Raw genomic sequence first — 15,787 nt, forward strand, 5'->3', positions numbered from 1 at the left:
AAAGCGGGTCTGTCAAAGCCCGTCATAATCGAAAAAGATTAGTTTATGGCATATGTATGAATTACCAAAACTAATCTTTTTTATAAATAATCTTTAACTTGATTTGATAAACGGACAAAAAGGCTTATGTGTTATAGTCAAATTACTTATCGACTTGCGCAGTTTGTGACTCATCGTTTATCGGGAATTCGACTGTAAAAGTCGATCCGACACCACGCTGACTTTTCACATGAATCACGCCCCCGATAGAATCAACTAACTCTTTAACAATTGCCAAGCCCAGACCGGTTCCGCTCACCTTTTGCTTGGTTCTGGAATCGTCTGCCCGATAAAACCGTTCAAACAATCTGGAAATATCTTTTTGCGCAATTCCGATTCCCGTATCCACCACGTGAAGCTGCCAAAAACTATCATTGGCAGAATATTTAACAGTCACACTTCCACCAGACCGGTTATATTTAATTGCATTACTAACAAGATTTTGTAAAATTCTGGTCAACATCTGCGAATCAACGCTTACAACTGCATCTTGTGGTACCTCATCAACCAACGTGATATCACGAACCTTTGCCATTGAAGAATATCCTGTCAATTTTGCGTCAACAAATTTCTTCAACTCCAATGCCTGTGAATGATGTGGCGTTCCGTTCTGAATATGTGAAATCGTCAGAACATCTTGAATCAATGAAGTCAATTGTGTACTTTGCTGATCAATAATTTTTAAAAACTCAACCAACGTTTTTCGGTCATCCATTGCACCGCCCAACAGTGTTTTCGCAAAGCCGGAAATCGCCGTAACTGGCGTTTTTAATTCATGACTGGCATTACGCAAGAAATCAATCTGCATTTGTTTAACGTTTATAATGTCTGAAATATCATACATAATCACTGAGATATGGTAATCATTTTCTAACTGATTATAGACAACGCTTGTGTCCCAAGTTGAAGAATGATCCCCGACACTTCTAATTTCAGTCTGTTGAGATTCATGATCTTCAAAAACCCGTTCAATGAGTGAAAGTAACTGATAATTCCTAATATCCTGTGAGTACGAATGTGGTTGATTCATAATATTTCTCTGAAGCATTGAGGCTATTTTATGATTTGCAAATATCACGTCTTGACTGGAATCAATGACCATAATTCCAACAGGTAAGCTTGAAAGAATTGTGACAAGTTCCGTATTACTATTTTTAATCGTTTTACTTTCGTCCTGTTGGCGAGATTGAAGTTCAGTTAACTGGTCAGCAATTTGTTTATAAGGATTACCCGGACGAATAAATAACGGTGCTACAGGTTGATGGGAAACAATACTTTTTGTCATATATTCCAGTTGTTTACGGATTTTCTCGTTCTTTCGAAAATCCAATGTCGCGGTCACAATCGCTACTGTTAAGCAAAAAGAAAGAACAAATGCCAAAAAAATAAGGTCACGGTTATCTCTAGCAAACCCAAAAAAGAGCATTAAAAAAGTAACACTACTCAGCCCTAAAATAATTAGGATTTGTCGATACGCTTTACTCAGCGTCATCGCCTCCTGTTGAGAACTCATAACCGAACCCACGAATAGTTTTTAGATACTTGGGACGTTTAGGATCCGATTCGATTTTTTCACGAAGATGTGCAATTTGAATATCTACCATACGGCTTTGACCCGAATAATCAAATCCCCAAACACCTTGCAACAATTGATCTCTACTTAGTACTTGATTTTCGTGACCGACAAGATATTGCATTAGTTCGAATTCTTTTGGTGTTAATTTCAGATTTTGATCATTGACACTCACTTTGTATTGCTTATGATCAATCGTAAACGGACCAGTTGTTTCTATGTCTCCACTTTTAACTGGTGCAGCATTTTGTTGGCTTGAAGGCTCGCTTTTTTCATATCTTCTCAAGACAGCATTAATTCGGGCAATGACCTCCCGAGGGCTGAATGGCTTTGGTACATAGTCGTCGGCTCCCATTTCCAAGCCAAAAACCTTATCAAATTCAGTATCTTTTGCAGTTAAAACAATGACTGGCGTATCGTTTCTGTCCATTCGAATTCGTTTTAAAACTTCTTCACCACTCATCTCTGGTAACATTAAATCAAGTAAAACAATGTCATAATGATTATTTTCAATCATTGATAACGCGTCAGCACCATTAGTTGCGCTTTGAACGTCAAAACTTGCTTGCTTCAAATTATATTCAAGTAAAGTTACAATTGCCGGTTCATCATCAACTACTAATACTTTTTTCAAGGGAAGATCCTCCTACTGTGTGTTTACTCAACAGACTGCGTATACGTTTTAACCCCGATTTCATGAGGCGAATTCTTAAAAATTGCCGATTCCGTCATTTTTAATTGATCATGACGATCCCGAACCTTAAAACGACAATATGTCGGACTCGTGGATAGTGCCCGATAAAATTGATCATCATTAGAAACTTGGATATCATTAACCGTCAAAATAACATCTCCAACCGATAAATTCATTTTTGCTGCCGGGGTTCCAGGCTGAATGCCAATAATTCGGATGCCATCCATAACTTCACTGTACTCAAATTGTTGCTTTCGATCCCGATGCTTCACAATCAAAATAACACCATAGTAACAAATCATTAAAAAGATCATCGCTGGCAAAACGAGTTTATGATTAAAAGCAGCTCCGATAACCATTAAAATGCCCAAACCGGCGACTAACATCATTAACTTTCCCAAGTTCCTAAAGAATTCCCGAGGGGTGCTTTTTCGCACTGTTAATTTTAAACCAATTAAAATCGGCACAATTAAAATCACAAATGAATGGTGATTAATTTGAAATACCGGAAGAAAGCCCAACCCAATTTTAAACCAGTCTCCAGGCAGCAACAAGAGTAGCGGAAAAATGGTTAATTCGTTAAATGGATAAACGGCAACTTTGTTATTTCGTTTGTTTCGCGAAATGGCTGGCGAATCAAATCGACCGGCGTTTGCCCGCACAAATAATCCTGTTGCAAAAATGACTACTGCCAGAATTGCTAAATAGTTTACCGGGTTAACTTGGTGACTTGAAATTTCCATATTCACAAACCACTTTTCAATAAAATTAAATTGTGTCATTTGCGGTAATAAAAGTGATAAAATGCCTGCAGCTCCAATTAAAGTAACGCCTAAGAATTGCCATGGAATCAGTACGAGTGCGATTAAGCAGAGTCCCTCATAGAGAATTAGCCATTGAAGAGATGTCATTAATAAGGAACCCAAAACGACAGAAAAAATAACGCCAATCATTAAACCACTTCTGACAAAATGGCGTCCTTCGTAAAAGTCCTCGTAAATAGCAGAATTAAAAATTCTGCGTTCTCGTTTAACACGATTCGTATGTATCAAATAAGCTCGAACAACTCCGACCCACAACATAGGTTGAAGAACATAGAAACAAATTGCCAATAGAAATTTCATAAATTTTTCCCTCATCCGTTATTATGGTATAAGTATAGCATTGATTAATTAAAATTTGAAAGCCAGCTAAGTAAAAACAATCCACTGAAAAGATCGGTTAGGATAGATAACAGTTGTTAAAAGGGTCTGGGCAAAATGTGTCTTTGCCCAGACCCTTTCGAACCTAATTTAACTCTATATTAAGTCGATATTATTTAAACAATGCGCATTTATTCCGGGTTGTCCTTACTTAACTGCCATTGCAGGTAAGCATTAATAAATGGATCGAGATCACCATCCATCACACCATTGACGTTGGCCGTTTCATAATTTGTTCGATGATCTTTTACCATTGAATAAGGATGGAAGACATACGAGCGAATTTGAGATCCCCAGCCGATATCCAACTGCTCTCCTTCAATTTTTGCCTTTTCTTCCGCCTTTTTCTGTTCCTCTAATTCATAAAGTTTTGACTTCAACATGTTTAAAGCCGTTTGTCTATTTTGCAATTGGGATCGTTGTGCTTGACTGGCAACGACAATACCAGTCGGAATATGAGTAATTCGCACAGCAGATGACGTCTTGTTAACATGCTGACCACCGGCACCGCTCGCACGATAAACATCAACTTTTAATTCATCCGGACTAATTTTGATAGAAACATCATCATCTAGTTCCGGCATCACATCCACTGAAGCAAAAGAAGTATGTCTTCTTCCGGCAGAGTCAAATGGTGAAATTCTAACTAATCGATGGACACCCTTTTCAGATCGAAGATAACCATATGCATTTTCACCATTAATCAGTATTGAGACACTGTTAATACCTGCGACCTCACCAACTTGATAATCAAGTACATCAACCTTAAAATCGTGTGTTTCGGCCCAACGAGTATACATCCTCAACAACATCGAACCCCAATCCTGAGCTTCTGTACCGCCTGCTCCAGGGTGAATTTCCAAAATGGCATTATTATGATCGTACTTGCCATTCAATAATAATCCCAGCTGATACCTATCAAGTTGCTTTTTTAGTTTATCTGCCTCGCCAATAAACTCATCTTGCATTCCGGAATCCGGGTCTTCGGAAATTAATTCTAATGTAACCTTTAAATCATCAAGCTCGTTGGTTAGTGTGTCAAACCTGTCACGCTTTGTTTTTAATTGATTCGTCTCGTCAATCAGTTTTTGAGCCGCTTGCTGGTCATCCCAAAACCCGGGTTCAGCCATCTTTGCTTCATTGATACTTATACTTTCACTCAGCGCATCAAAGTCAAAGAGACCCCCTAAAGCCATCGATGGCTTTTTGCATATCTGCGATTTGTTTTTTTGCTTCACTTAATTCAAATACCATATTTATGCCTCATTTCAAATCAAATTTTTTTACCGAACAATCGTCACAATTGCAAAAGAAGTTGAGACAAAAATGAATTTTTGCCTCAACCTCATCGCTTAATTTCGGACAATCACAACTCTTAACCGCCATTTGAGCGGATAGTCTTGTTTCTAAGCCGAAACAATTTGTCATTATCTTTGCATATTTTGACGAATTTCTGCCTTCATGAAGAGTCGAGTTGCATCATAGTCAATATCTGCAATCATTTCTTCAAACATTTTATATCCTTCACGTTGATACTCAACTAATGGATTTAGTTGACCGTACCCACGAAGACCAATTGACTGACGAAGTTGATCCATCATGTCAATGTGATCGGTCCAGTGAGAATCAACAACTCGAAGAATAACAACCTTTTCAAACTCAAGCATTTGAGATTCATCATAAAGCTGTTTTTGTTTTTCTTTATAAACCGAATTTGCAAGATCCATTAACATCTTCTTGATTTCATCGGCCGTCTTATTTTGAAAATCCTCAAGTGAAATTTTATCAGGACTTACCATTGCGCTAATCGCAAAGTCAAGAATTGTTTGGAGATCCCAGTCTTCTTTTTCACCTTGAGTATGCAAATCAACAATTCGGTTAACAGTCCGTTCAATCATCGGTATAATAACCCACTTAAGGTCTTTATTTTCCTCAATGACTTCTTGACGTTCACCATAAATAACTTCACGCTGTTGACGCATAACATCATCATACTGAAGAACGTTCTTACGAGAATCATAGTTGTTACCTTCAACTCGTTTCTGAGCTGACTCAACTTGCTTGGTGATCATCTTGGAACGAATAACAGCATCTTCACCTTCAACGTTTAAATGCTCCAAGAAGTTCTTGATTTTATCAGAACCAAAGCGGCGCATTAAATCGTCTTCAAGTGACAAATAAAATTGTGACAAACCAGGATCACCCTGACGACCAGAACGGCCACGAAGCTGATTATCAATACGACGTGATTCATGTCGTTCAGTCCCAATAACTGCTAGACCACCTAACTCCACAACCCCGGGTCCGAGTTTGATATCGGTACCACGTCCAGCCATGTTGGTAGCAATTGTAACAGCACCCTTTTGACCGGCATTCATAACAATATCAGCTTCTTTTGCATGATTCTTAGCGTTTAAAACAACGTGAGGAATTTGTTCCTCATCAAGTCGCTTTGAAAGGTATTCGGAAGTTTCAACCGCAACCGTACCAATTAACATCGGCTGGCCCTTTTTATGGAGTTGCTTGATTTCTTTAACAACTGCATCGAACTTTGCGTCCAAAGTTGGGTATAAAACATCTGGATGGTCGACTCGGACAACCGGTTTGTTGGTTGGCACAGAGATAACCTCCATGTTATAAATCTCACGGAATTCCTCAGCTTCGGTTTTGGCAGTACCTGTCATACCAGCAAGCTTCTTATACATACGGAACATGTTTTGATAAGTAATTGTTGCCATGGTCTTACTTTCCTCTTGGATTTCAACGCCTTCTTTGGCTTCAATTGCTTGGTGAAGGCCATCAGAAAAACGACGCCCCTGCATAATCCGTCCGGTAAACGAGTCAACAATTAACACTTCACCGTCCTGAACCACGTAATCCTTATCCCGCAGCATAATGAAGTTAGCACGTAATGCTTGATCCAAATGGTGGGTCAAAGCTGTGTTATCTGTATCATACAAATTTTTTAAGTTAAAGTATTTTTCGGCTTTTTCAATTCCCTTATCAGTTAATGAAACCGTCTTAGTCTCCAAATCAATCTTAAAATCATCTTTTTCGTGAAGCGTCTTAGCAAATCGATCTGTTCGCTGATACAACTCGGAAGTTCCAGTTGATTGACCAGAAATAATCAATGGTGTTCGTGCCTCATCAATTAAAATGGAATCAACCTCATCTACAATCGCAAAATTAAGTGGGCGTTGAACCATTTCTTCTTTGTACGCCACCATGTTATCACGCAGGTAGTCAAACCCGATTTCACTATTGGTCGAGTAAGTGATGTCACATGCATAGGCTTCACGTTTTTGATCCGGTGTCATTTCGGCTAAATTGGCACCTACAGTTAAACCCAGCCAATTGTACAGCTCACCCATTTCAGTCGCATCACGTTGAGATAGGTACTCATTAACCGTGACAACGTGAACGCCTTCTCCTGCGAGAGCATTCAAATAAACAGGCATTGTCGCCGTTAACGTCTTACCTTCACCAGTCTTCATTTCAGCAATATTACCCTCATGAAGCACAATTCCACCCATAATTTGAACGTGGAATGGGTAAAGCCCAAGAACCCGACGAGCACCTTCCCGAGCAACAGCAAATGCCTCCGGAAGTAAATCGTCGAGTGTTTCACCATTTTTATAGCGTTCTTTAAACGCCGGTGTCTTGGCTTGTAATTCTTCATCGCTGAGTTGACGATACTCGTCTGCATATACCCCAACTTCATCAGCAATTTTGCTTAATCGTTTGAGTTCATGCTTGTCGCTTTCAACCCATTTTTTTAAAAGATTAGCCATTGAAAAATTCCCTTCTAAATCAGTTATTCATTTTAATGTCTTTATCGTATTAATCAACTACATACTTGTTTATTGTAACATTCAAGGCCATCAATGAAAACACCTTGATAACATTTACAGCATTCGTTTATCATAATACTTTTCAAATCAATAGGAAAGAGTGAACTTCGAAACTATCCTTTTTTTAATAAATAGACAAAAAGACTCCCTTTAGTCGGCTGGCTTTGTCATCCAGTTCGCCTAAAGGGAAGTCTCTCATTATTTATTCTTCGCCGGTTTCAATCAAACCATAGCGACCATCATTACGACGGTAAACAATATCAATGTTTGATGTATCGGCATCTTCATAAATAAAGAAATCGTGCCCCAACATGTCCATTTGAAGAATTGCTTCCTCATTGTCCATTGGTTTTAAGGCCAAACGCTTTGTTCGCACAACATCGAACTGTGACTGATTATCATCCGAATCAGAAGTCGTTTGATCATCATTTGGGACGAATTCCAAATTCTTGAAGCCCTTCTCACGAGATTTACGATTAACCTTTGTCTTGTATTTTCGAATTTGACGTTCGAGTTTGTCAGTTACCAAATCAACGCTGGCATACAAGTCATTGGAAAGCTCTTCAGCTCGTAATGTTAGGAATGGTAAAGGAATCGTTACCTCAACTTTAGCTTGTTTATCTGGATAAACCCTCAGATTGACATGAGCAGTATTCTTCATGTCCTTTTCAAAGTATTTTTCCAGTTTGCTGACTCGCTTTTCGACATAATCACGAATCGCTTGAGTTACCTCAATATTTTCTCCACGAATGTTAAAAATTAGCATAACGTTCTCTCCCTTCACCATTAATGGTTTAATGGTCCAGCAATGAAAGTGATTTCATTACTGGCTACAACTTTAGTATAAATGAAAGTTCGTCTTTTAACAATCATCAGGTCCGATTAATTTAACGAGCAAGCGTGAAGCCCTTAACACATCGAGCTCCTGCACGATATAACAAACCTGCGGCATGTCGAATTGTTGTTCCGGTTGTATACACATCATCCACGACTACAATCGTCTTTTCCCTGATCAATTCACTCTCGTGATCAATCAATTCAAACGGCTGATTAACATTAAGCCTCTGCAATCGATTCTTTTCGGATTGGCGGCTTTCTTTTTTTCCTTGTCGTGTACGGAGGCAGTTAACTGGTTGAATACCTTCACACAACCCCAAGACCTGATTAAAACCGCGTTCTTGAAGGGTGCTTTCATTAACCGGAATGACAACAACCGGACAACGCATTGCCTTTAACTCAGAAACGATTAGCCGGTTAAACACGTTTCTTAATCGATAGTCTCCAAGAAATTTGTACTGCTTCATGTATGCTCTCATCGCATCGTTATATTCAAAAAGTGCCCGATTAGCAAACGGCTTTTTAAAATAATGCTGCCACTTTATGCAATCTTGACATGGGTCATTCAAGTTACCAAAAATTCTTCGCCCACAATACCGACACGTTTTCATGTCTGACAGCTTTACGAATCGATTGAAACATTTACGACAAACCTTCGAATTATTTAATCTCTGAAACGAAAAGATCTTAGGCAGCGTTAACTCAGAAGACAGTACTGTTTGACACAGCAAACAAGTCATTTGATCTCCCTCGCTCTTCGATTCATTTCTTTGATTTGACGGTCACAGGATTTGATCGTTTTTGATTTAGTTTCACAATATAAAATCACTTGTCCTGTTGGCCGCGCACTATTTCGCCCAACCCGACCGGCAATTTGAACCAATGCAGATGCGGAAAACACCTCATCGTCAGCCTTTAAAACCATAACGTCAATTCCAGGAAAAGTAACCCCCCGTTCCAAAATAGTTGTTGTAATCAAAAAATCAACGGCCTGGCTTCTCATAGCAGTTACCTTTTCCAGCCTTTGTGGGTCAGCCGAATAAACTGTCAAATAGGTACAGTTAATATTAGCTTTCTCCAGCGCACTACTTACCAAGGTTAAATCCCTAATTCTGGGTACAAACAGCAGGAAACGCTGTTTTTGTTTAACCAAACGATTAATCATCTGCAGGATAGATTTAGGTAGTCTGCCTTGATCAACCAGTCTTTTTAAATGCTGATTTTTAACTATTTTGACTGTTGGTAACAAGTGACCATGGTATCGAATCGGCAGATAACTAACCGATATTTCTTTTCGCTTGATTTTATGCATTAAAACATCATCAGGAGTTGCGGTCAGATATAAGATCCCACCACCCGGTTTAATCGCGTTTTGGACAGCATAGTGCAACATATCATTACCAGAAAATGGAAATACATCAACTTCATCAATAACCATGACATCGAATGCATGGTAAAATCTTAATAATTGATGAGTTGTACAAATTGTGATTTGACTATATTGATAATGTTGCTTTGTCTTTCCGTGCAATAAAATGCTGGAAACCTTCTTAAACGCCGATTGAATTCTGGGAAAAAGCTCAATGCACACATCCACTCTTGGTGACGCAATACCAATCCGCAGTCCTTGGGAGACTGCCCAGCTAATCGCAGGAAAGAGCATCTCCGTTTTTCCGGCACCTGTAACCGCCCACAAAAGATGGCGCTGCCTCTTTTCAAATATTTTTACAATTTGGTTCGCACACTGCTGCTGTAAATCGGTCAGTTGCCCCCGCCACGACATTGGCGACTCGATAACCGGAAATTTATTTGGCTCTGGGAAGGTCGCTAAAGAATGGCGCGTATCCATCCGCCCCATCTGGATACACACATAACAATAATAATGATGGTACGGTAATCTGGCTTCCACCGGCTTTAGCTTTGCATGACAACGAGCGCAACGAATTTTGCCTTTTGTTATGATAATGGCCGGTCGAAATGTTACCATTGCGTTTTGCTTAATTGTTGGCGACAATTCTAAACTATTGATTTGGCGTCCAAACAACTCTGATATATGATTAATCATGTAAACACCTCGTAACTAAATACGAAAATATAGGAGGGATATTTTTGACAAATCCATCACTAACCATCAAAAAGAACGGGATACATGAAATTGTGATCAAAAAATCCCGCTTCATTTGTACACTAGCTAGAATTAATGACGAAGACCATGCAAAACGGTTAATTGCAGAAGTTAGCAAAACAAATGCAAAGGCAACTCATAATTGTTATGCCTACCTTCTTGGTGACGACGATCACATTCAACGCGAAAGTGACAATGGTGAACCATCCGGAACTGCTGGCGTGCCAATTCTCGAAGCTTTAAAAATGAATCAACTCCATAATGTTTTATCTGTCGTCACAAGATACTTTGGGGGCATCAAGTTGGGGGCTGGTGGTTTAATTCGGGCCTATAGTAATGCAACCTCAAGTACCATTGATTCAGTCGGAATTGTAAAGCTGGTTTTAAAGAGGGAACTCATTATCACAATCGACTATAATCAATTCGATCCCCTTAAATATTATTTGAGTACCAATGAGGTCCCAATCGAAAGAACGGACTATGGTGCTCAGGTTCAGATCACGGTACCTGTGGCCGAAAATGGCTTAAAGGAATTCCAGGAAGAAGTCATAAATTTACTCAGTGGCAATGTCACATTCAAAATTGGAAATGATAAAATCTTTGAAGAACCCTTTTCTCGAGACAAACGAGAAAAAACAGAACACAAAAAATAAGCAAGCTTTCTGGCCATTCCTATGTGGTGTATCACCACCCTGAACGATTAGAAAACCTGCTTATTTTTTACCAACTAGTTTTTAACGTATGTAAGCACAATAAAAATTAGGGTTTATTTTCTTCTTTTCCATGATTTTCTTTACTGGTCGTATCCTTAACCAACTTTTTAATACCATTCAATAATGGCTGACGATCTTCTCCAACCAAACCGATTGTTTCGACAAATAACTCTAACCCAATTAAAACGGCAATTGTTAACAGAATTGATCCCCATAAAGTAGAAATTGGATATAGTAGCGAAATAAACGAAAAAATCAACGCAATCCCATAAATAACCAACACGGTCTGACGATGAGTTAAACCAATCTGCATTAACCGATGATGTAAATGTCTCTTATCAGCATGTGAAATTGGTTCGCGGTTCAACAAGCGTCTAAATATGGCATAAACCGTGTCAGTGATTGGTACACCCAAAATCATCACAGGAATCAAAAGTGTAATGAAAGTGGCATTTTTCAATCCGAATAGTGAGAAAACAGACATCATAAATCCGATAAATAGTGCACCTGTATCGCCCAAATAAATGCGTGCCGGAAAGAAATTATATGGCAAAAAACCAACACAGGAAGCAACCAATGCAAAAATCATAATTGATACAAAAATATTACCAACATTCAAGAAAAACATACCGGTGATTCCCATCGTGGTCAACGCAATAATTGACACACCAGTTGCTAAACCATCTAGCCCATCAATTAAATTAACCGCATTTGTAATTGCCAAAATCCAAATCCAAGTGACCGGTAAGCTCATCCATCCTAGGTGAAGCGTAAAAAAAGGTAGTGTAATGGTCGTCATCTTGACGCCGGCAAAAAAATAAACCCACAAGGCAGCAATTGAAATCCCCAACACTTTTTGACGTGGTCGCAATACAAAAATGTCATCAATAATTCCCGTCAGAATTATAATCGTTTCTCCTCCATAAATTCCCCAGAGAATTCTGGTTGGAAACTGATCACGTAGAAGAACCATTGTACAAAACGTGTACGCAATAAAAATAGAAAGTCCACCAATTGTTGGCATTGGAATCTTGTTAACCCGCCGTTTGTTTGGTCGGTCTTCGGCCCCCACTGCAAAAGCCAGTTTTCTAATAAATGGTGTTAAAACAGCTGAAATTATCATAGTAGCAAATAAAGACACAATGATTTCGAATTTCAAATTTGAAACCTCGCTTACTTCCTTACATTTCTTATCAAATCAATTATACAGACGCAGTTTCATAAAAACAACCCGAGATGATTTAAGACCATTATAGGAACTCATTTTTCAATGACACTCAAAGATTGCAAAACTCTTCACATTTCAAATTGATAAAAAGACCTTTTTTGTCAATTTTTCTAATAAGATTTAATATATGTACAAATATAGAATAAAAAAAGGAATTTAACGGACTATAACGTAATGTATAAAATCATCGTCAAACTCTTGTAAACGCTGTCAACATCTCTTCGCCCATACTGGCACTTGTATTTTGTTTAACAATTTCTGTTGAAAAATACCCAAATTCTATTCCCATGTGTTAAGATAAAATGTGAAAGCAAGTTCATAAAATTAGTGCTTTCGAAATGAAAGAAGGGAAGTATTATGGAAAATAGTAGTAAAGGAACAACTAACCGTTGGTTAATCATTTTCGGAACGATCCTTATTCAAGTATCTGCCGGATCATTCTACGCTTGGTCAATTTTTAACAATGGATTTATGATGAAATCCGGCGGTGTTGTTCAGGTCGTTGATGGGGTGAAAAAGATTGTCGGAGGGCTCCCTGCGGGCTCTGTTAGTTTTACCTTTACGCTTGGCATGCTCTGCTTGTCACTAGCAACGTTGGCTGGAATTCCACTTGCTAAGAAGTATGGCATTAAAGTGGTTAGCCTTTGTGCATCCGTTATTTATGGCCTATCCATTTTAGGTTTAATGACGATTGGTAAAGGCTCGTCAATTTGGATGTTATGGCTGTTTGGTGGTGTTTTACTTGGTGCAATGAACGGTGTGCTTTATTTAACAACACTCACTAACGCAATCAAGTGGTTCCCAGAGAAAAAGGGATTAATTTCAGGAATCAGTGTTGCCAGTTATGGTCTTGGCTCATTTATTTTTAAATATATCGACATGGCTATTGCTGGTGGTAATGGTGCGATTACCGCCGACAACATTGGCAGAGTTCTTCTTTGGTGGGGAATTCTGGCATTGATTTTGGCAGTCGTTGGATCCTTCTTCTTAAAGGATGCACCAGATAATATGGCTATTCCATCAAATGATGCTAATAAGCCTGCAGAAGTAGACAAAACGAACTTTACAACGTCTGAAATGTTACACACATCTCAAGCTTATATGATGTTCTTCTGCCTAACAACCGCTGTTATGTTTATGGGACTCTTGGGTGCCGCCGTTACCAATATGGCTGCTGCTTGGACACAAGCTCCGAATGAAGTTGCCGTTTGGGGTGGTACAAGTGCCGCTGCAACATTTGTAGCGATCGTAGCACTTGCTAATACCATTGGCCGATTCTTCATGGGCTGGTTATCCGATATTACCGGACGAAAAACCGTGTTCTTCATCACTTATATCATTCAATTGCTTTCGCTGATTGCTTTGTTGATGACGAAACCCGGCTCAATGAGCATGGCGATGATGTACATTGTTGTTATCGCAATGGCCTTCTGCTTTGGTGGTAACATTACTGTATTTCCAACTTATGTCTCCGATTACTTTGGATTAAAAAATACGTCACGCAATTATTCAATGATCTACCAAGGATTCGGAATCGGTGCCATTATCATTGGCTTCTTAATGGCTTCCGGTAATCCACTGGATCCAAAGAAAGTCACGTTATCCAATGGGGCTGTTTTAACCCAAAACTTCACTTTAACTTACTGGGTACTTCTGATTATGGTAGTTATTTCATTAGCGATTTTTGCATTTATTAAAAAACCAATTAAAAAGTAATTTATAATTAACTCAACTACTCATAGTTTCAAAAGAATTAAAATGGAATTCAATTCCTTTTTTCTCACCTAAAGTACGAAGATCCTGCCAAGTCAGCCTTAATAGCTGATTTAGCAGGATCTTTATTTTTTTACATTGTTACACAAAAGAGGACATTCCCTGTTCGTTCATTAAAAGTAACTACCAAGTGGTTACTAGGCATAAAAGATAATCATATAAAACTCTCCGAGGAGCGCTTCGCTTTTCCTCGTAACCATCAATGAAAAGAACCGTCTTCCTTTGTATAATATAGGTGAAGGCGGTTTCATTGTACATCGTTATCTTTTTGGTGCTAATAAGCCCGAATATAAAACCGATGCCCTTCGGTCCTCGAGATTAACCCATTGTTGCTTCGAGCACGCTTATAAAATTTCATTCCTCAAGGCTGTAAGGTTAACCGCCAACTTTTATTCTAAATGGAGGTGCTGACATGGATGTCATTACAGAGAAGTGTTGTGGAATCGACGTACACCAAAAACAGATCACCCTCACCACTTTAATTGGTCGAGCTGATCAAAAGCCCCGGAAGAACAGTCGGCGTTACGGAACAACATCACCCGAATTGCGTCAATGCGCGAACTGGCTGTTAGAAAAGGAAGTTGAAGTCGTCTTAATGGAAAGTACCGGTCAGTATTGGCGGCCGGTTTGGCAAATTTTGGAACCTTATGGTTTCAAAATGGTCTTATGTAACCCCAGAATTATTAAAAATATTCCGGGTAAAAAGACTGATCAAAAGGATTCGGAATGGATCGCCGAATTAGCTCGGTTGGGATTAGTCGCTGCTAGTTTTATTCCACCACGGCCAATTCAAGAATTGCGCGAATCAACTCGTACACGCAAGTCCCTAACTGAAACGGCTACGAGTATTAAAAACAAGATTCATAATATCCTTCAACGGTCAAACATTAAGTTAACGACCTATGTAACGGATATTTTTGGTAGTTCTGGCCAGAAATTGTTAGTTTTATTAATCCAAGGAAAACCGATTAACCTGCAAACAGTTTCTAAATGTATGCACGCCAAGCTAAAAGCTAAACCGGAAATGATTGTCGCTGCTTTAGACGGCAGTCTGTCTCCTAGTGATCGCCAAATTTTAAAGATTGAACTTGCATTATTGGCAGATGTTCAACAGGCAATTCATGCCTTGGAATTACTAATTGAAGAACAACTTCAACCACTTGAAGAATTGTATCTTCGGCTTCAAACCATTCCAGGGATTAGTAAACACATTGCCCAAATTGTGATCGCCGAAGTTGGGACAGATGTAAGCCCGTTTCCGACCGCTCATCATTTGGCTTCTTGGGCTGGCCTATGTCCTGGAAATTATGAATCAGCTGGCCAATCCAAAAGCAGTCACATTTTGCATGGAAATGTTTATTTGAAAACTGCCCTGGTAACCGCAGCGCTAGGTGCGAAAAGACAAACCTGCTCTGGATTAAAAGACTTTTTCTATCGTTTAAAAGGTCATATGAGTGCGCAAAAGGCAGTAGTCGCATTAGCTCATAAACTGCTTAGGATTACCTATGCCATGATTGAAACTGGTTCAAGTTATCAAGAGTATAGAAAAGACCAACGAGCGAAAGCGCTCGTTGGTCAATAAAATACTTTACCTAACTAAATTATACTAATTTTTTCGGTATTTGACTACCGTTAGGTTAGTATGTCCTTTTTTAGGTTACTTTCTTATAAAAGTTGGGGGATAGCACCAGACAAAGCGATGAGGTTATTCGTCTGAATGGTCGTTTAAGATGACTAGCCAAACTAGCATTA

General features: G+C 39.0%; 12 protein-coding genes. 3 read left to right on the forward strand and 9 right to left on the reverse strand.

Translation table 11 applies throughout. The features are described 5' to 3' along the window. Positions 1 to 142 precede the first annotated feature (142 nt). The 8 genes from GQR93_RS09200 to GQR93_RS09235 all read right to left on the reverse strand — a co-directional run bounded on the left by GQR93_RS09200 (position 143) and on the right by GQR93_RS09235 (position 10,261). Positions 143 to 1,531, reverse strand: a complete 1,389-nt coding sequence (locus GQR93_RS09200) for a sensor histidine kinase (protein WP_159298833.1) — start codon at positions 1,529 to 1,531, stop codon at positions 143 to 145. Then, on the reverse strand, positions 1,518 to 2,246 hold the full coding sequence (locus tag GQR93_RS09205) for a response regulator transcription factor (protein ID WP_003554595.1): 729 nt from the start codon (positions 2,244 to 2,246) through the stop codon (positions 1,518 to 1,520). Before GQR93_RS09205 ends, GQR93_RS09200 begins: the two co-directional genes overlap by 14 nt. 23 nt (positions 2,247 to 2,269) lie before the next feature. Then, positions 2,270 to 3,430 (reverse strand): PDZ domain-containing protein, encoded by a 1,161-nt coding sequence (locus tag GQR93_RS09210; protein ID WP_225442025.1) that lies wholly within the window; start codon positions 3,428 to 3,430, stop codon positions 2,270 to 2,272. Between the two features lie 209 nt (positions 3,431 to 3,639). Further along, positions 3,640 to 4,762 (reverse strand): peptide chain release factor 2 gene (prfB, locus tag GQR93_RS09215; RefSeq protein WP_187117463.1). Its coding sequence is split into 2 segments (ribosomal slippage): positions 3,640 to 4,683 and positions 4,685 to 4,762, totalling 1,122 coding nucleotides; the frame shifts between segments, so codons are not numbered across the junction. Between the two features lie 173 nt (positions 4,763 to 4,935). Then, positions 4,936 to 7,299 carry a preprotein translocase subunit SecA gene (gene secA / locus GQR93_RS09220; RefSeq protein ID WP_003554603.1) on the reverse strand — a complete coding sequence of 788 codons (2,364 nt, stop codon included), beginning with the start codon at positions 7,297 to 7,299 and terminating at the stop codon, positions 4,936 to 4,938. 262 nt (positions 7,300 to 7,561) lie between these two features. Continuing rightward, positions 7,562 to 8,125 carry a ribosome hibernation-promoting factor, HPF/YfiA family gene (gene hpf, locus GQR93_RS09225; RefSeq protein ID WP_035444809.1) on the reverse strand — a complete coding sequence of 188 codons (564 nt, stop codon included), beginning with the start codon at positions 8,123 to 8,125 and terminating at the stop codon, positions 7,562 to 7,564. Positions 8,126 to 8,246: 121 nt separating this feature from the next. Continuing rightward, positions 8,247 to 8,663 carry a ComF family protein gene (locus GQR93_RS15445; RefSeq protein ID WP_225430301.1) on the reverse strand — a complete coding sequence of 139 codons (417 nt, stop codon included), beginning with the start codon at positions 8,661 to 8,663 and terminating at the stop codon, positions 8,247 to 8,249. A 269-nt stretch (positions 8,664 to 8,932) separates the two neighbouring features. Beyond that, positions 8,933 to 10,261: a DEAD/DEAH box helicase gene (locus GQR93_RS09235; RefSeq protein ID WP_003554608.1), complete on the reverse strand. Its 1,329-nt coding sequence runs from the start codon at positions 10,259 to 10,261 to the stop codon at positions 8,933 to 8,935. A gap of 44 nt (positions 10,262 to 10,305) precedes the next feature. Between GQR93_RS09235 and GQR93_RS09240 the strand changes: the two genes are divergently transcribed. After that, a complete protein-coding gene (locus tag GQR93_RS09240) occupies positions 10,306 to 10,974 on the forward strand; it encodes a YigZ family protein (RefSeq protein WP_003554610.1) in 669 nt (222 codons plus the stop codon). Between the two features lie 106 nt (positions 10,975 to 11,080). Here GQR93_RS09240 and GQR93_RS09245 read toward each other — a convergent pair whose 3' ends face one another. Then, positions 11,081 to 12,193 (reverse strand): glycosyltransferase family 4 protein, encoded by a 1,113-nt coding sequence (locus GQR93_RS09245; protein WP_003554611.1) that lies wholly within the window; start codon positions 12,191 to 12,193, stop codon positions 11,081 to 11,083. 426 nt (positions 12,194 to 12,619) lie between these two features. On the opposite strand from GQR93_RS09245, the gene GQR93_RS09250 reads away from it, so the two are divergent. Beyond that, positions 12,620 to 13,978: an MFS transporter gene (locus GQR93_RS09250; protein WP_065493295.1), complete on the forward strand. Its 1,359-nt coding sequence runs from the start codon at positions 12,620 to 12,622 to the stop codon at positions 13,976 to 13,978. A gap of 469 nt (positions 13,979 to 14,447) precedes the next feature. Then, complete coding sequence (locus GQR93_RS09255) at positions 14,448 to 15,617, forward strand: IS110 family RNA-guided transposase (protein WP_003555409.1); 1,170 nt, start codon at positions 14,448 to 14,450, stop codon at positions 15,615 to 15,617. Positions 15,618 to 15,787 lie beyond the last annotated feature (170 nt).

The organism is Lentilactobacillus hilgardii (assembly GCF_009832765.1).
Taxonomy (GTDB): domain Bacteria; phylum Bacillota; class Bacilli; order Lactobacillales; family Lactobacillaceae; genus Lentilactobacillus; species Lentilactobacillus hilgardii.